Source organism: Acinetobacter sp. Marseille-Q1623 (assembly GCF_902809895.1).
Lineage (GTDB): Bacteria > Pseudomonadota > Gammaproteobacteria > Pseudomonadales > Moraxellaceae > Acinetobacter > Acinetobacter piscicola_A.
Genome location: NZ_CADDWG010000001.1, coordinates 505,768 through 523,591 on the forward strand (window position 1 = coordinate 505,768; position 17,824 = coordinate 523,591).

At 37.9% G+C, this 17,824-nt stretch carries 16 protein-coding genes; 7 read left to right on the forward strand and 9 right to left on the reverse strand.

The features are described from left to right. Positions 1–54: 54 nt before the first annotated feature. Entirely contained in the window at positions 55–912 is an 858-nt protein-coding gene (locus HUV91_RS02345; RefSeq protein ID WP_174492398.1) for an SDR family oxidoreductase, read from the reverse strand. A gap of 117 nt (positions 913–1,029) precedes the next feature. Here HUV91_RS02345 and HUV91_RS02350 point away from each other — a divergent pair, with 117 nt between their 5' ends. After that, complete coding sequence (locus HUV91_RS02350; protein WP_130073177.1) at positions 1,030–1,407, forward strand: winged helix-turn-helix transcriptional regulator; 378 nt, start codon at positions 1,030–1,032, stop codon at positions 1,405–1,407. A 60-nt stretch (positions 1,408–1,467) separates the two neighbouring features. Here HUV91_RS02350 and prfH read toward each other — a convergent pair whose 3' ends face one another. Beyond that, positions 1,468–2,058 carry a peptide chain release factor H gene (gene prfH / locus HUV91_RS02355; RefSeq protein ID WP_174492399.1) on the reverse strand — a complete coding sequence of 197 codons (591 nt, stop codon included), beginning with the start codon at positions 2,056–2,058 and terminating at the stop codon, positions 1,468–1,470. 289 nt (positions 2,059–2,347) lie between these two features. Between prfH and cgtA the strand changes: the two genes are divergently transcribed. Next, complete coding sequence (gene cgtA / locus HUV91_RS02360) at positions 2,348–3,562, forward strand: Obg family GTPase CgtA (protein WP_174492400.1); 1,215 nt, start codon at positions 2,348–2,350, stop codon at positions 3,560–3,562. Between the two features lie 23 nt (positions 3,563–3,585). After that, entirely contained in the window at positions 3,586–4,719 is a 1,134-nt protein-coding gene (proB, locus tag HUV91_RS02365) for a glutamate 5-kinase (protein ID WP_174492401.1), read from the forward strand. Between the two features lie 67 nt (positions 4,720–4,786). Here the strand turns inward: proB and HUV91_RS02370 are convergent, their stop codons facing one another. From HUV91_RS02370 to HUV91_RS02385, 4 genes are all read right to left on the reverse strand, one after another. Further along, positions 4,787–5,434: an HAD-IB family hydrolase gene (locus HUV91_RS02370; RefSeq protein ID WP_174492402.1), complete on the reverse strand. Its 648-nt coding sequence runs from the start codon at positions 5,432–5,434 to the stop codon at positions 4,787–4,789. Then, the gene (locus HUV91_RS02375) at positions 5,401–6,606 is read right to left on the reverse strand and encodes a DUF1615 family protein (protein ID WP_174492403.1); all 1,206 of its coding nucleotides are present in this window, start codon (positions 6,604–6,606) and stop codon (positions 5,401–5,403) included. Before HUV91_RS02375 ends, HUV91_RS02370 begins: the two co-directional genes overlap by 34 nt. 213 nt (positions 6,607–6,819) lie before the next feature. Further along, the gene (locus HUV91_RS02380) at positions 6,820–7,836 is read right to left on the reverse strand and encodes a YccF domain-containing protein (RefSeq protein ID WP_174492404.1); all 1,017 of its coding nucleotides are present in this window, start codon (positions 7,834–7,836) and stop codon (positions 6,820–6,822) included. Between the two features lie 56 nt (positions 7,837–7,892). After that, the gene (locus HUV91_RS02385) at positions 7,893–8,591 is read right to left on the reverse strand and encodes a hypothetical protein (RefSeq protein WP_174492405.1); all 699 of its coding nucleotides are present in this window, start codon (positions 8,589–8,591) and stop codon (positions 7,893–7,895) included. 518 nt (positions 8,592–9,109) lie between these two features. Here HUV91_RS02385 and HUV91_RS02390 point away from each other — a divergent pair. Together HUV91_RS02390 and rapA are read left to right on the forward strand one after the other, a co-directional pair. Next, positions 9,110–9,754, forward strand: a complete 645-nt coding sequence (locus HUV91_RS02390) for an RluA family pseudouridine synthase (protein ID WP_174492406.1) — start codon at positions 9,110–9,112, stop codon at positions 9,752–9,754. 139 nt (positions 9,755–9,893) lie between these two features. Beyond that, positions 9,894–12,731 carry an RNA polymerase-associated protein RapA gene (gene rapA, locus HUV91_RS02395; protein ID WP_174492407.1) on the forward strand — a complete coding sequence of 946 codons (2,838 nt, stop codon included), beginning with the start codon at positions 9,894–9,896 and terminating at the stop codon, positions 12,729–12,731. Between the two features lie 159 nt (positions 12,732–12,890). Here the strand turns inward: rapA and HUV91_RS02400 are convergent, their stop codons facing one another. Further along, positions 12,891–13,283: a DUF3144 domain-containing protein gene (locus HUV91_RS02400; RefSeq protein ID WP_174492408.1), complete on the reverse strand. Its 393-nt coding sequence runs from the start codon at positions 13,281–13,283 to the stop codon at positions 12,891–12,893. Between the two features lie 55 nt (positions 13,284–13,338). Next, positions 13,339–13,713, reverse strand: coding sequence for a DUF3144 domain-containing protein (locus tag HUV91_RS02405; RefSeq protein WP_130073187.1), 375 nt, complete (start codon positions 13,711–13,713; stop codon positions 13,339–13,341). A 92-nt stretch (positions 13,714–13,805) separates the two neighbouring features. On the opposite strand from HUV91_RS02405, the gene HUV91_RS02410 reads away from it, so the two are divergent. Next, positions 13,806–14,438 carry a hypothetical protein gene (locus HUV91_RS02410; RefSeq protein WP_130073188.1) on the forward strand — a complete coding sequence of 211 codons (633 nt, stop codon included), beginning with the start codon at positions 13,806–13,808 and terminating at the stop codon, positions 14,436–14,438. A gap of 14 nt (positions 14,439–14,452) precedes the next feature. Here HUV91_RS02410 and HUV91_RS02415 read toward each other — a convergent pair whose 3' ends face one another. Further along, positions 14,453–15,916 (reverse strand): CHAD domain-containing protein, encoded by a 1,464-nt coding sequence (locus HUV91_RS02415; protein WP_174492409.1) that lies wholly within the window; start codon positions 15,914–15,916, stop codon positions 14,453–14,455. A gap of 194 nt (positions 15,917–16,110) precedes the next feature. Between HUV91_RS02415 and HUV91_RS02420 the strand changes: the two genes are divergently transcribed. After that, entirely contained in the window at positions 16,111–17,817 is a 1,707-nt protein-coding gene (locus HUV91_RS02420) for an ATP-binding cassette domain-containing protein (RefSeq protein WP_174492410.1), read from the forward strand. Positions 17,818–17,824: the final 7 nt, after the last annotated feature.

Consider the following 17,824-nt stretch of genomic DNA (forward strand, 5'->3'; position numbering starts at 1 on the left):
AATACGCCCTTACTAATCGAGGGGTATTGGTTGTTTTAAGATACTAGATATGATTTAGGCTTTAAAGAGTGCTTGGATTTGATCTTGAATAGGTGTTGTTTTACGTCCAATTAAATGTTCTAAATCTTGGCTTTGACTATACATTGCACCTTTTGCTGTTTGCACATCTGCATCCACAATGACATCCACCAAAGCAGGAGCTAAACCTGCAGCATTTAAGGCTTGGGTATAATCTTGCGCACTGATATTTTGATAGCTGACAGGTCTATTTGCTGCTTGCGAAATATAGCTTGCAAGATCTGTTAATGTAAAACTTGCTGAGCCTGCTAATTCATAAGTTTTATGCTCATGTCCGACACTGGTCAAAACTTTGGCAGCAGCTTCAGCATAATCTTCACGGGATGCTGAACTGATTTTTCCATTTTCTGCACTGCCATAAAGTATGCCTGATTCAGCAGTGTGTTGCACATTTGCTAAATAATTTTCACTATACCAATTGTTTCTTAAAAATGTGAAAGATAAACCACTTTCACGGATCAATTGTTCAGTTTCACGATGTTCCTGCGTTAAACCGAGCGGATTGCTATCGGCATTTAACAAACTTGTATATGCAATATATTGAACATTGGCTTGTTTGGCTGCATCGATGATCGCTTTATGTTGTGGTGTGCGGCGACCAATTTCATTGGCAGAAATCAGTAATAATTTATCGATACCAATTAAGGCAGGTACCAGTGTTTCAACGTGATCATAATCAAAATGACGAAGTTCAATGCCTTGATTTTTTAAATCTTGAGCTTTTTGTTGGTTACGCACCAAAGCCACAATATTTTCAGCTTGTGTGTGTTGAAGTAATGCCTTGATGACTAAGGTACCGAGTTGACCAGTTGCGCCTGTAACTGCAATTTTCATATTTTCACCATTTTAGTTGTGTGTTTTTTAAACTTGGTGATATGATCTTAAACCTATAACTAACAAATTGTAAGTACGTACCTAAAAGTAAGTTATTTACCAAATGGAGAGATTTTGATGAGCGCTTATGGTCATAGTGATTTGATTGGTGAAGTTTTATCCAGTGAATGTCCTTCCCGTGAAATTTTAGAGCATGTGACAAGTAAGTGGGCTGTGCTTATTTTAAAGAGTTTAAGTGAAGGGGTATTGCGTTTTAGTGAACTGCGTAAGCGTATAGAAGGGGTGAGTGAAAAAATGTTGGCACAAACACTGAAAACTTTGGAACAAGATGGGTTTATTTTGCGGACGGTTTATCCTGAAGTGCCCCCCAAAGTAGAATATCAATTGACTTTCTTGGGGGCACAAGTGGCTGAAAAGTTAAATTATTTGATTGCGTGGATTGAGCGTAATTTACCCGAAATTTTGCAGAATAAACAAAACCTTGTCCAAGCCTGAGTACATTCATATTGCGCTCTATTCGTTTGTTTAACTAGTATATGCTGCAAGTGATAACGTTTATTTTTTAAAGCTGCGTATCGGATTGCCACGTTCAATCAAAGCATGTTGCTGATGTTGTACTTGCTTCTGATTTTCTTTGGTGCTTTCACTATGCTGTTGAAGTTTGAGCATAATCAGTTCTTTCGCTAAACGTTTGTTGGCATGTTGACTGCGCTCAGACATGACTTTTACGCTGATGCCAGATGCAATATGTGTGGCATGAACAGCAGAATCGGTGGTATTGACATGTTGTCCACCTGCACCTGAGGCGCGACAAGCTTGGAAGTGAATCATGTCATCCGTAGGAAGTTGTTGTGGTGTGTCAAATTGACTAATGCCCACAAACCAGTTTTTACGTTTATGCTGTGGACGAATTTTACTTTGAAATGTCCATTGAATTGTACCAAGCCACGTATTTAACCATATTTGTGCATCTTCAGGAACATTACATAATATAGAAGAATAACCCTGTTGGGTTTCATGAGATTCAAGGATTTCAAAAGCTATTTTTTGATTTTTTGCTTCTTTTTGCATTTCTTGAAGCGTGTATTTTACAGCAAGCTCACATTCTGCAGGTCCAAGTGCAGCACTTATTTGCACGATCGGCAATCTTTTTTCCTTATCAGTGTGAATTTTCATTGGCGATTTTACGCACAATTAAATGTGCTGTCAAAATGGAGTTGGAAAGTGAGCAATGGTGTAAATTTAATCTTATGAAATCATTTGAAAATGCAAATTATGCATGCGAGCTAAACTGTATTTGTATGAATTTAAGAAATTTATGTCTTAACTTTCATAAAATGAATCAAATTTAAGGTTTTGCTGAATAATACTATTCGAGAATTTTTTCAAAATATGGCAGAATATGCGGTTTTAAAGATTTTAGAGGATTGGCAGCATGCGCTTTGTTGATGAAGCAGTCATTACCGTAGAGGCTGGCGACGGTGGCAATGGCGTAGCTAGTTTTCGCCGTGAAAAGTTCGTACCGTTTGGTGGTCCAGATGGTGGTGATGGTGGTCGTGGTGGTAGCGTTTATATCGAAGCCGATGACAACACCAGTACACTTGTAGATTATCGTTATACCCGTAGATTCCGTGCTGAGCGCGGTAAGAATGGTGCGGGTGCAAACTGTGCAGGTCGTAGTGGTGAAACAGTTACGCTAAAAGTACCTGTAGGAACAACCATTGTTGATACTGAGTCAGGCGATATTATCGGTGACTTGGTTGAAAATGGTCAAAAAGTTTTGGTTGCACAAGGGGGTGATGGTGGTTTAGGCAACACCCATTTCAAATCATCAACCAACCGTTCTCCACGTAAGTGTACACATGGGATCAAAGGCGAGTTTCGTGAAATTCGTTTAGAGCTGAAAGTGTTGGCAGATGTAGGCTTACTGGGTATGCCAAACGCAGGTAAATCGACGTTTATTCGTGCAGTATCGGCAGCGAAACCAAAAGTTGCAGATTATCCATTTACCACGATGGTGCCAAACTTAGGTGTAGTCGATGCAGACAGTCATCGCTCATTTGTTATGGCGGATATTCCAGGATTGATCGAAGGTGCGGCAGAAGGTGCAGGTTTAGGGATCCGTTTCTTGAAACACTTGGCACGTACACGTATTTTATTACATATCGTAGATGTGCAGCCGATTGATGGTTCTGACCCTGCTTATAATGCTAAAGCAATTTTGGAAGAATTGAAAAAATTCTCTCCGACATTGTCAAAGTTACCGATTGTGTTGGTGCTGAATAAACTTGACCAAATCGCTGAGTCTGAACGAGAAGAATGGTGTAATCACATTCTTACAGAATTACAGTGGGATGGACCTGTATTTAAAACTTCAGGCTTAACGTCTGAAGGGACAAAAGATGTTGTGTATTACTTAATGGATCAAATCGAACAACAACACGAACGTGAAGTTGAAGATCCTGAATATGCAGCAGAAATCAAAGCTTTCCGTGATCAGCTTGAAGCTGAAACACGTGAGCAAACAATTGCTGCAAAAGAAGCTTATCGTGAAATGCGCCGTCAACAACGCCTTGCAGGCATATTGGGTGATGACGACGAAGATGACGATGGTGATGATGGCGAAATGGAAGTGTATTACGTACGTTAAGCAAACGTACAACTGAGGACAAGATGATAGAAGTGGTAGATGGGCAACGTCAGCTCAAGGCTTTAAAACGTATCGTTGTTAAAATCGGATCATCTTTACTCACAGCGAATGGGCAAGGTTTAGATTTGGATGCTATTTCGCATTGGGCGAAACAAATTGCAGATTTACACGATGCAGGACATGAAATTATTCTCGTGTCATCAGGTGCTGTGGCTGAAGGTATGGTTCGCATGAAGCTAGAGAACCGACCCACCGATCTACCCAGTCTGCAAGCTTGTGCTGCCATTGGTCAAATGGGTTTAATCCAAACTTGGTCAAGCGTTTTGGAAAATCATGCCATTCAAACTGCGCAAGTGTTACTGACCCATGATGATTTGGCAGATCGTCGTCGTTATTTAAATTCATGTGATGCTTTACAACATCTGATTGACTGGCGTGTCATTCCTGTGATCAACGAAAATGATACGGTTTCCACTGATGAAATTCGTTTCGGGGATAATGACACGCTTGCGGCAATGGTTGCAGGGCAAGTGCATGCGGATTTACTGATTATCTTAACCGATCAGCAAGGGATGTTTGACTCTGACCCTCGTTCTAATCCAAATGCAAAATTGTTCCATACAGTTCGTGCAATGGATGAATCGCTGTTTGATATGGCAGGCGGTGGTGGTAAGTTTGGTCGTGGTGGTATGTTGACCAAAGTACGTGCGGCACGTTTGGCTGCAAAATCAGGCTGCCCAACGCTGATTGCGAGTGGTGAAAGTGACAATGTACTTGCTCGTTTAATGTCGGGTGAGTTGTTGGGTACTTTATTCATCACCGATGATGATCGTGTAACGGCACATCAACAATGGTTAGCGGCACATTTGCAAACAGCAGGGCGTTTGGTTTTGGATGATGGTGCTGTTAAAGCCATTAAAGAAAATCATCGTAGTCTGTTACCTGTAGGTGTAAAAGCGGTAGAAGGGCATTTTGATCGTGGTGATGTGGTGGAATGTGTCGATACACTTGGACATCGTGTTGCGGTGGGGCGAGTGAATTTTAGTTCTCGTTCGGCTGAAATCGTGAAAGGCTTAGCTTCAGATAAAGTCCATCAGGTGTTAGGTGAAGCACGTTCTTTGGAAATGATTCATCGCAATCATATGGCGATTTATTAAAACCTATTGTCTTAAAGATATGATTAAGGCTTGATTCTAGTAAGGAGTCGAGCCTTATTTGATTTAATTAAGCCAATTTCATTTTATTCTCTAAACTGGGTAACTGTGTATCCTCACCCACCATAAATTTATAATCTGCCAAACTTAACATCTCTAAATCCTCAATGCTATTGCCATAAGCATAAATTTTATCATATTGATCTAGATCATATTTTTCTAAAATTCGGATTTTTTTCTGCTCGCTACTACAATCAAGTGTGGAATAATTCCCCGTATATTTTCCAGCAACGATTTCTGTTTGAGTACAGATCAAATCAATATCTAGTAGATGACAAATGACTTCTAAGTAAATATCGACAGAAGCCGAAACTAAAACAATATGATCACCTTGTTCTCGGTGCTCTAATAACTGTTGATAAATTTTAGCATCAAGTTGTCCTATCAACTGATAGGCATATTCTTCGGCAATATCTTGAATTTCTGAAGCCTTGGCATCTTTAAACATGGCTTTAAATAACTTATTTCGCATTGAGTGTGCTGGGTAAATATTTAAATAATAAGCCTGAATCCAAGGTAAAATTTTAATGCCTTGTTTGACGATGTGACGCTTTTTTAAAGCATAGAAAATGAACCCTGTGAAACTGTCTTTTTTGCACAAGGTTCCATCAAAATCAAATAAAGCTAATCTCTTATACGTTTTGCTCTTTGCATGCATGTTTCATAGCGTCCATTTACACGACTTGCATACCAGTTGGTATTGTAATCACGACTGAGTTTAGGGCCTGAAATCACCACTTCAGGCATGATTGCATACATTGGCTCTTTGCCTGTTTCTTCTTTATACAGTTTTGAAATGGCAATATAAGTCTGCGTTTTTTCAAAGCCTTTTTCTTTCTCTTTTTTTAGGTCATTACGTAACTGACGCGGTGTCACTAAAATATTATTTTTCGCAAATAAACTGATAATGGTTTTTTCAGTCGTGGTTGTTGCTGCCCGAGGGTTGCCATTTTTATCATAAGAGAGTAAATCACCATCTAAAGCTAAATCAGCATCGGCAAGTTTATCAACCATTTTTTGAAAAGCAGCATTTCGACTTGAATACATACCTGAATTGTAGTCAGCAAAACGATAAATCGCTTTATCATAATCTGCAGGGTATAACATGAGACGATGAATGCCATAATATAAACCGCCATATTCTGTATAGAGGTCATCACGTAATTCATTGGTGCTCATACTACTGCGTTTGTTATCTTTTGCATAATTGATATGGACTTGCATTGAACCCAATGTGGTGATTGGATTCATTTTTTCACCAATATCTTGTCCCACCAATTTTGCTGCACCTGTTAAAGCACTGACATGATAATGCTTGGCCATATACGCAAAAATTTCACGATACAACACGTCTAAGTCTTTTTCAGTTCTGACTTTACGCATTTGTTTGAGATAGTTGTCTTCAGGTGTTGGTTGGGTTTTGAGTACTTGTTCAAAATAAGTGGCAACGGTACCACCAATCGTTTCACCGAGTTTATCTTCAAATTTTTCATTTAAACGCGTTGTGACTTCTTTTACAGCTTTGTCGCCTAAGCCTGGTACAACAGGATTGGCAACAAAATTTGATTCCTGATCAACGACGGCGATCATGGTACAAACATTGTCTTTGGTAGTTGGAATATTGAGTTCTTGGGAAATATCAAACATATCTTTTGCCCAAGAATCACGGTTTTGGACACGATTAGGAATTAATTTTCGGATTTGCTCGCTTTCAAGTTGTGGCTCATCATCGCCAAACCATGAGCCTTTCCCACATGCAATCAGACTGATGGAAATTGATAAAATACTGAAAGATTTAATAAAAGTTTGCGATAAACTGGAATTTTTCATAGCGATGAAAATGCACTCAGAAAGAGATGAGCTAAATAGGTTCTAGCAGTATACTATGTCGAATGAAAAATGTAAGAAAATATATGTATAACAATTTTGAATGAACTCAGAAGCGAAATATGTATTCAAATAAATTTCACATGCGTGATTGTATGAGAAACCAATCTTTAATTTGTATGTATCACATTGGAAAAATAATATCATGGTTTTTATTTAATGATTGCTTCTGCGGTACATGATGCTGTCATCATAAGCACTGAGAACTTTTAAAACTTGCCCATGACTAGTGTGTAAAATCGCTTGTTGATCTGTATAAGTCGTGCCATCTTTGGCTTTTGCCATTTGGTGCGCAGGAGGAATCAGTAGCCAAGTTTCTTGGTCTTTGAGTAATGGGTGTAGTAATAAACTCAATTCAGTACCTTTCGGGTAGTCAATTCCACCCAAATGCATTTCATTGGCAAGCGTACCATTTTCTATACCCAGCACTTTATGATGTGTATCTAAATAGACTGTAGCCCATTCTAAGGACATATTTTTATAGTGGGTGATTGGATTTTTAATCTGCCACAGATCTTGGGCGATGAAGCCATCGGGATATTTCGGATATTGACTGCGTTGAATCTCTGCTTGAGCCTGCAAAGTGATGTGTTTCAGTTTGACAGAATGGGCCAAAGCGCAATATTCCAAACCTGAAATATGGGCTTTTTCATCCAAATAGACTTTCATATAATTTTCAAGCTTACATTGCCAACCTTCGACTTGATCTGTGCCTTTACCACGTAAAGTAATTGAACGATCATCAAACATTTCTAACTCAAATCCTCTGGGGATTTGTACATTATCAATTTGGAAATTGCCAAAAGCCACAGGGGTAGGAAAAGCCGCTTCACGAAATGAATTTAAATTGTTGGGTTCGAATAAATACAGCTCTGTGCCTGTAGGCATGGGAATGCCTAAAATGGTTTGTGGTGCAGTCAGCGTTTTATAGGTTGCTTCATGTTCAGTTTGACTTTCACGTTTTGCTGTTTCAACTAAAAAAGCGAGTCCAAACGCAAGCACTACACATAAACAACTACTGACAAATAAAGACTGTATAAAAATATTGCCATTTTTAAGTTTTATACGGCATTGTTTACTGAACACTAGTCCAATGGCAAACAGGCAAAAAACCAAACTGCCAATTGCTGCAACTAGAAAAATCCACAAATATGCAAATGAAAAAGGAATCATAAATAGATGGGCATGATGCAGGAAATCTGATGATCATCCTGCATAGATTTAAGGGATTAATCAAATATTTTATGAATGGCTTGGAAAGGTAAAGTCACCACATCAAATGCGACAGCAAATGGGAATAACATCAGTTTATTTGCGGCATTGCTGCTTGCTTGAGAATAGTCCTTTTCCTGTGTTTGCGTATAAATACTAATGCGATAAGGTTTACTCAAGGCTTTGAAAGAGTCACGGTTGCTTGCAGCAGGGTAGACCACACCTGCGAGTTTAATATCGAAACAAAAACGTTGTGCCTTTAAGCGCTGATCACTTGAGTTGGTACATTCTGCGGCACCATTTTCAATGAAAAACTCTCGGTCAGCTTTGCTGACATCTTCAGCGAGTTTAATATAAGACAGATCCAATGAACCTGAAAAATTTCCATCATTTTTTGCTGAGTAAAAGTCGAGGGAACGGGTGACTTGAATGTTTTTCGGGTCAAGGGCTGAGATGACTTTAGCAAATTTTGCACCGCCGTGTGTAAGGACATAGTTATATTGTTGACCCACAATGACAATGCTGTCTTGTGGAATGTTGGGGAGTGCTTGTGCAGGCTTTCCAAAAGCAACAACATAGTCATTAATTAAGACATTTTTAACAGTTTTGGTGCGAATGCCATCATCTTTATCAAGAAGGGTTGCTGTTGCACAGCCTGTTAAAATGCTAGATGTGCCAAGTGCAAGTGCAACAAGAGAATTTTGGATCAACTTCATTATTATACTCATCAGTTTGTTCTAACCTATTTATAGCAGCTCATGGTGAATCAAATAAGTTTGAAAGATGCCAAAATTTGCTATAAATAAGCCAGTTTTGAGCATTTTTTATCAATTTCTTGGCAAAAGATATGATTTTGTCTCTGGCTGTTCATATGTTTATTGCATCAAAGCACAATAACGATATTGATGCTTTTGTTTGTCATACGATCTTTTTGTGTGGAAGTAATCAATGATTTTCAAAATTTTTTCAAAGGCTATTCAATCAAATTTTTGATGTCGTTGTGATGTTCCTATGATGCATTTTTATTTTTATGGTGTGAAAGCTTAGGATATTTTAAAACTATTTTTTATTGTGATAGCAGCAATTAAAACCCTGTAGAGACTTAAAAGCATTTTCTATTTTTTAGATGAGGAAAATTGACGTAATCAATCGAAAAAACGAAAATATTCATTGTATTTTTAGGCTAAGATTCTTATCATTGCCTGCTTGTTTGCACGATCAGCGGAATTGAACCTTGAGTAATTTTCTTACCGAACACCTGATACATCGTGATGAAGATTTTATGGTGATCGCAAAACCAGCAGGTATACTCACAGTTCCCGGAAAAACAGCAGATTTACAAGATTGTGTGATCAATCGCTTATTAAAAATAGAACCCAAAACTTTACTGATCCATCGTTTAGATCGTGATACTTCAGGCATTTTAGTGTTTGGACTGTCTAAATGGGGGCAAAAAAGCATTTCTCGTCAGTTCCAAGAACGTCAAACCTCAAAAATTTATCAAGCTGTTGTGGCTGGACATTTACAAGGTCAAGGGATCATCGATGTCCCTGTGGTCTATGATCCAAGTCGTCCTCCTTTACATATTGCTGACCCTGAGCACAATAAACCTGCCATTACTGAGTGGCAGGCAATAGAACATTTTGAAATACAAGAACAGCCTGTCACGCGTGTCAAATTAACACCGATTACAGGACGTTCTCATCAACTGCGTGTACATTTACAGTTTTTAGGTCACCCCATTATTGGTGACACGTTATATGCAACAGTTGAGCAACAAGCGCTCATGCCACGTCTGTGCCTACACGCAGAACAGCTGCGCTTTCATCATCCTAAAACAGAGGAGCCTGTACAATTTCATTGTCCTGTGCCTTTTTAGGTTGTTTTATTAATCAAGATTGAAAATGCTCATTATTTTAGTGGGCTTTGTGTCAAAAAGTATTGCGTAATGGGGTAAAACTTTGTTCAAATATTCTCCTGATTTGAGCAACTGTTTTCAGTCCTAACATGAGATAAAGGTGGAAAAATTGCAACAATTTGCTATAGGTCAACGTTGGTTATCTGATACAGAAACAGAACTTGGTTTAGGTGTTTTAATTGACGTTGATGAGCGTTCAATTAGCATTCTCTTTCCCAAAAGTGACGAAACACGTGTTTATGCACGCAACAACGCACCTTTATCTCGTATTGTTTTTAATGCAAATGATGAGTTGCAAGATCAAGAAGGCGTGACTTGGACTGTCGAGTCGGTTGAAGATCGTCATGGTGTATTGCGTTATGATGTCATGCGTACACTTGCGGACGGTACACAAGAACGTAAATCACTCAATGAAACCCGTATTGGGGCATCTATTCAGCTTTCAAAACCGCTTGATCGTTTGCTTGCAAGCCAAGTCGATTATAAAGAATGGTATGACTTGCGTATTGAAGCGATGCAAATGCAAGCCAATATGCAAAATTCTCCTTTACGTGGCTTGATTGGCGCACGTGTCGGGTTGATTCCACATCAGCTTTATATCGCCCATGAAGTCGGTAAACGTTTTGCACCGCGTGTCTTACTTGCCGATGAAGTGGGTTTGGGTAAAACCATTGAAGCAGGTTTGATCATTCACCAACAACTAAAAACGGGTCGTTCTGAACGTATTTTGATTTTGGTGCCTGATTCATTGCAATATCAGTGGATGATTGAAATGCGCCGTCGTTTCAATTTGAATTTTTCATTGTTTGATTTGACGCGTACTGCTTCGATCAAAGAACATGATCCTGAACTCAATCCATTTCTCACTGAACAATGCATCATTGCCTCTGTTGACTTGATGATCGACCATGATGATTTGCGTGAGCAAGCGATTGAAGCAGGTTTCGATTTACTTGTGGTCGATGAAGCACATCATTTGATGTGGAGCGAAGAAGAAGGTGGTAATGATCGTTATGACCTTGTTGAAGAATTTGCTGAAAAAACCGCAGGCGTTTTATTGTTAACAGCAACACCTGAACAATTGGGTGTAGAAAGTCATTTTGCACGTTTGCGTTTACTTGATCCACAACGTTTTAGCTCGCTTGATCGTTTCTTAGATGAAGAAGAGCAATATCATCATACTGCGAAAATTGCAGAAGCATTGATGTCTGATCTGCCGCTTGAAGCTGAACATTTGGCTGCGGTAGAGACTTTACTTGGTCATGCGATTGAAGATCAACCTGAACAACGTTTCCGTGCCATTCATGAGTTGTTAGACCGTCATGGAACAGGGCGTATTTTATTCCGTAATACCCGTGAAGCAATTCAAGGTTTCCCTGGTCGTGACTGTCAACCTGCGCCACTTCCTGCACCAGAAAATTGGTCGAAAGATGGTAAATTACGTGAACAAATGTGGCCTGAAGAAGCTCAACTTGATGGGGCTTGGATGGAAACTGACCCACGTGTAATGTGGTTGATGGAGCGTTTACGTACAGATTTAAAACATAAAAAAGTATTGCTAATTGCACGTAGTGGCCCTGTGGTTGAAGCTTTGGAAAATGCTTTACGTATCCATGCTGGGATTCGTACTGCGATGTTCCATGAAGGTATGAGCCTACTTGAGCGTGATCAAGCCGCAGCTTATTTTGCTGAAGATTCTTATGGTGCACAGATTTTACTTTGCTCTGAAATTGGTTCAGAAGGACGAAACTTCCAGTTTGCTTCAGATTTAGTCTTATTTGATTTGCCTGCAAACCCAGATGTACTCGAGCAGCGTATTGGTCGTTTAGACCGTATTGGTCAAGAAAACCGTATTCAAATCCATGTGCCTTATTTACTCGGTACCGCACAAGAGCGTATGTTCCGTTGGTATAATGAAGCATTGAATATTTTCAGTAATATTTCACCAACTGCACAAACCTTACAAGAAAACTTTATTGTTGACCTTAAAGATTGTTTATTGACCGATAAAGGTCAAGCATTTGAAGATTTACTTGAAGCTGTAAATGTACAACGTCAAGCGCTTGAAGATGAACTGCAAGAAGGGCGTGACCGTTTGCTTGAGTATAATTCTTGTCGTCCAATGGTAGCACAAGAGATTGTCAATGCACTTGAAGATTACGATGATAATACCTTATTGCCAATGTTTATGAAGCGCTTTATGGCATCTACAAACATTGATTTTGATGAGCAAAGCAATGGCACGGTGATCATCAAGCCAACGGATCAAATGCAAGTGCAAGGCTTAGACATTGATGAAGAAGGGATGACCGTTACTTTCTACCGTGACCAAGCACAAATTCGTGAAGATGCACAATACATCACTTTAGAGCATCCATTTACTGAAAGCGTGATGGAAATGATCCGTACACAATCTTTTGGTAGTACCAATGTTGCTGTGCTTAAATCAGCGGCTTTACCACAAGGTTCAGTTCTGCTTGAAGTGTGGTTTAAAGTTGATGTTGTTGCACCTAAGGCCTTGAATTTACCTTCAAGTTTGCCAAAGCAGTTGATTCGCGTATTGTTAAGTGAAAAAGGTCAGGATCTATCCAATAAAATCGCGCCTGAAATTTTAAAACCTTATTTACATCATTTAGATAGTAATAGTTGTCGTCAAGTGGTGAAAGCACGCCGTGAAGTGATCGAACAGCGTTATGCACAGGCACTTGAGCTTGCTAAAGGTACATTACCTGAGCTGAAACAACAAGCCAAAGAAATTTATGGCAGTAAATGGCAATACGAGATTGACCGTTTGACTTATTTAAAACAGTTCAATCCAAGTATTCGTGAAGATGAAATTAGCCGTTTGCAAAAACTGCAAAAAGAAGGTTTAGACTTACTTGAAGGCTTGGCTGTAACGCCAGAAGCGATCCAAGTATTGGTTGTGGTTAAGCCTTAATTCTATCGGATTGATCAATGATCTAAAAAGCTCCTTCGGGAGCTTTTTTATTTTTCATCGACGATGAGTATAAATAGTCGATCTATAGTGACTGATGATTTAGAGTTTTATAAAAAAGCCCTGCATGGTGCAAGGCTTTTCAATAATATAAGAACGAAATTAATGATGATCGTGATCATGTTTATGTGTATGAAATTCTTCATTTTTACGGAAACGTAAATAATTTTCGAATTGTTCACAATATTCATCATAATTGTCTTCTAACATCATTTGAAACTGTTGAAGAATATAAGACATCACTTGTTCTTTCGCATCACGCATTTCGTTGCCATCTTTAAAGGTATTGGCTGCTACCCAAGTGTTAAAGCGGGCAGTACCAAACAACATCGCTGCACTCACTTGTCCACGTAACTCATTTGGATCAGGCTTTTGCCCTGTAGGCGGACGACAAAACTCATTGGCTTGCTTAATAAATTCGTCAGCACGCTCAAAAAAAACCGCATTTAACGCTTCTTCTTCGGTGACATCCGTAGCATCAATTTTTTGAGACATGAAAATTTCCACAACAATGATTTAAATATGACAGCATTATAGGATAATCTTACGATTAAACGAAATGTTTCACTTCATCCTCTGGTGGATTCATATATTCATCAAAATTGTTGGCATATTCATCAAAATTATCTTCAAGCATCAGTTGATATTGTGCTAAAAAATAACTCAAAACTTGTTCTTTATTGGCTTTTAAATCTTCAGCTTTACTATAACCACATGCAGTTAGCCAAATATTAAAGCGAGCATTGGCATACATCAATGAAGCACTGACTTTAGAGGCTGATGTTGCAAATTCTTCATTATCTGTATTGTCTGAAAGTTCATTGGCAAGGGCAATAAATGCATCTGCACGTTCATAAAACTGTTCATCGGCAACGCTTTCAACAGGTTCTAATAAACCATCAAAATCATTTGAATTTTCAGCCATTTTAAAATTTCTCAATTACTTGTATGTATAAGCGAACTATAGCATACTTAAAATAGCCTAAGTAATTAAATCAAGCTTTTTAAGGATTTCTCATGCAAGATGCAATCGCAGTACAAAGTTTAAAAAGTGACATTGCTTTATTACGTCAAAATATTTGGCCACCTGTGGATTTGGCAAATGTTGAAGGTTTACCGATTTATTATGGTTCTAAACAACAAGTTGCAGATTATTATCAACAATGGACAGGTTTGATTGAACGTGCACAGGATTTGTTTCAACCCTTTATGGAAGATGAAGTCCTAGATGCCATTCATCTGCCCAGTCATTTAAATTTACCCTTATTTTTCTTTCATGTAGACCGTATACGCATCAATAAAACACGTGCTAAAGAGTCAAAAACCTTTCGTGGTCTTGCCAGTTTAATGGAAAAATGCGGGCAGTTTGAGCCTGAACAAGTACTTGCGATGAAGCAATGGTTAGAAAGTGATGACACGGCTGCATTGGTTGCACATCGTGAATTTATTGATTTACGTACTTATATTTTCCAACATGGACAAACAGAATATACACGCACGCGTTTTTATGTGAATGGTTTAGTGCTCAGCACAGAGCAGCATTTTGAATTGGTCGACGCACGTGATAAACCAAGAAAACAGCGTAATGATAGCTATAGTGACCCTTTAGCAGACAACAATACTTGGAAGGTTTTTGGGAAATATCGCTAGGTATATTGTCCCAATCATGACCAAAAAGGCTGTGTCGCTGAAAAATGCGATAAATCTTGTGCAGTTTGTTCTAATAAACGTTGTTCACGTGCAGCAAGCCAACCGATCGTAAACCATGCTTTAGGCTCTTGTTGCACAATGTTTTTAAAGACATTTTCAGCAACGATTACATCATTATATTGACCTAAACTTTCCTGTACAGGTTTAAGCGCTTTAAGATATTGATTCACTTTTTTAGGCGGATAAATTGATGCCATAAACTCAATACTATAACGCAGACGTTTTAAACGTTTACGGGTACGATGACGCTCATCAATACTTAAATCTAAATAATGTTGTGCATCCTGCATAATTTGTTGATGCAGTTTATTGATCTCTTTTCTAAATTTTTTCTTTAAATTTGCTTTATCTGCTTGATGTGTATCTTCATTGACAAATTGAATGAGAGATAAAATCAACAGATTAAACGGTGTAGACTGAAATACCATCTCTAAGTGAGCGCTATTTTCATTTATATCTTGTGGTCGTTCAATATCAGGAGCACCTGCTGCTTTGAGTTGCGGGCATAATTCTTCTTCAATCATATCAAGATCACGACGTGTACTGAGTTGTCTAAACAATTGTGCAAGTTGTGCTGTCCAAGTAGGATCAATATGATTCGACCATGTCGAAAACGTTTTGAAGGCACTACGCAAACGTCGAATCGCAACACGTGCTTGGTGCACATGTTTACTGTGAAAATTTCCTGAAGCGATTGCGCTACTATTGGGTAATAAATGCTGTAAGGTATTGTTAACTATATCTTTTAAGGCTTGTTCAGGTGGGTCGTCAGCATGCAAGATAAGCGGTGATTGAAATTCGATAGGAGAATCAGCATGATTTTGTGCCAATAAAAAACCACGTTGCGCTTTACTACGTACATCTATCCAGAGCCCATAACGTTTTACCCGTGGTAGAACAAAGGAAATTAAATCTTCAATAGAGCCTTGCTTTAACTCAAATTCAATTTCACATACTTCAATTATTTGCTCTTGGTGTTGGATGTTTCCAACATCGATACTGACTTCTATTTGGCTGTTTTGAAAATTAAATAATGTGTTGGATCGCTTGATTCGAGTTTCAAACTGCACATGTAAATCAGCATGCATACTGTTTAAAAGTTTCAGGTTTTTTTTACCGATGTGCTTTTGTGTTTGATAAAAAGCCAAATTTAAAGCCGTAGGTTCTACCTCACTGAGCTTATTTTCAAACTCTGCGCGTTGTAACTGCTGTGCTGTGGGTAGTTTAAGGGTTTGAATCCATATTGTATTTTCTAAACGTTGGCGTAGCGAAATGTGTTTGCGTGAAAGGGTAAATGTATTGGTATCAAAATATTTTGCGTTCAAATTTAAGATCTTTGGATTTTTTCTTTGTAGTGTTTTAAGTAATACATTCTGTTGATCTTTGGCAATTTGAAATTTTAATTCAACTTCAAACATCGTAATCCATCCTTTTTTGAGAACAATGGCTTAACTTAACAATACCTCACTGCTCGCTATAGGTGACTAAAATATTGTATGTAAACATGTCGATCTGCTTTTGTTTTGATTGGTTATTTAAAGCGTATTTTGCTGTGCTTTTATACAATTTGGTGGTGAAATAAAAGTAAACCATGATAAAAATTAGGTTAAATATGGATTTGAAAGTATTTAAAATTTACCGTTTAGTTTGGAATGTGGTCAAAATTCAATATCAGCATCCGATCAAAGACATGCTGATTCTTGGCATTATTTTACTCATTCATACCTTATTGTCAGTTGCAGTGCCTTATATTTTAAAAGAAATTGTGGATCAATCGAAATCAGGCTCAACACAACTTGAAATCGGACAACTTTTTTCATGGATGAATTTATACATCTTGGCAACCGCATACGCATTGGGCTGGTTGTTGATGAATATTTTAAATCATGTACAAAATTTTTTGAGTGCAAATTTACAAACGAAATTTAAAATTGCATTACTACATGGTGGTGTACAACAATATTTTAAGACGACTCTTGCAGAACAGAAGAAAATTGAGCTAGGTGTCTATCAAACCGATATTTTGCGTGGGGCGGCCTCATTTGGCACAATTACCTATGTCATCCTTTTTGTATTAATTCCCATTATTTTTCAAATACTCAGTATGGTGTGGGTGTTAGCACAGTCTATTGCTTTAAATTATGCGATTTATTTTATGTTATTTGCCTTTGTTACATTTGCATTGAATATTTATTTTACAGCCAAAGGCAATGATATTTTTACTGCGATGTACAATGCACAAAATCAAGTTGGGCAGTTCTTTGTAGAAAAAATTCAAGCTAATTATGATATTAAGGTCAATGGTGCACAGCAATATGAAATGAATTTATATGAGAAGCGGTTGAGCAGCTATAAAAATGAAATGGTCAAAAGTTATAGACGATTAGCTGTGATCATGATGATACAGGTCTTCTTTGTGGGCACATTCCTGTTGACATTCATGCTTTTTACGGTCTATTTATTTAAACATCAAAGTGTTACTTCGGGTGATTTTGTACTGATCAGTACTTATATTATTGCTCTGACCATGCCTTTACTCATGGTGTCACAAAGTATTATCCACTTAAAAGGTGACTTTATTGCCATTGAAAAATTTTACCAATATTTTGACTTGGACACCGATCAATTTAGCTGTGAAACGATTATTGATTTGCCAATTTTATATCACTTTGAAAATGCAAAATTTTATTTAGGTAAAAACCTCATTGAAAACTTTAATTTAGACATTGAACAAAATAAAACCTATGTCGCAATAGGACAAACAGGCATAGGAAAAACCAGTTTTATCAACTATTTAATTGGCTTAGAACGTATTCAAGCAGGGCAATTGTTCTATAAAAATATCGAGATTAGCCAGCAATTTTCGAAAAATATTTTTCAAGAAATTGCTGTTGTGAGTCAAACACCGGTGGTGTATTCGGGGACATTACGAGAAAATTTAATTCATAATAGTCAGTATTGTTATCGTGATCATGAATTAATCATGTATTTATCAAGATTTAATTTATTGAATCTGCTAGAGAAAAATAATTTAACTTTGGATGATGATTTAAAACATATTTATAAAAGTTTTTCAGGTGGTGAAAAACAAAGAATTAGCATTATTCGGGCGCTATTAAAAAAACCAAAATTAATCATTATGGATGAGCCGACAGCAGCTTTAGACGAGCAGACCAGTGTGGAGGTGATGCAATTTATACGTACCGAAGTGCCGTCAATTTTTATGATTTCTCATGCAAATTTTGCCATGCAGTATGCAGACGAAGTCATTAATTTTGATGAATGGGTAGCAAAAAATCAATGCAGCGTAGATCCGTAGATGACGC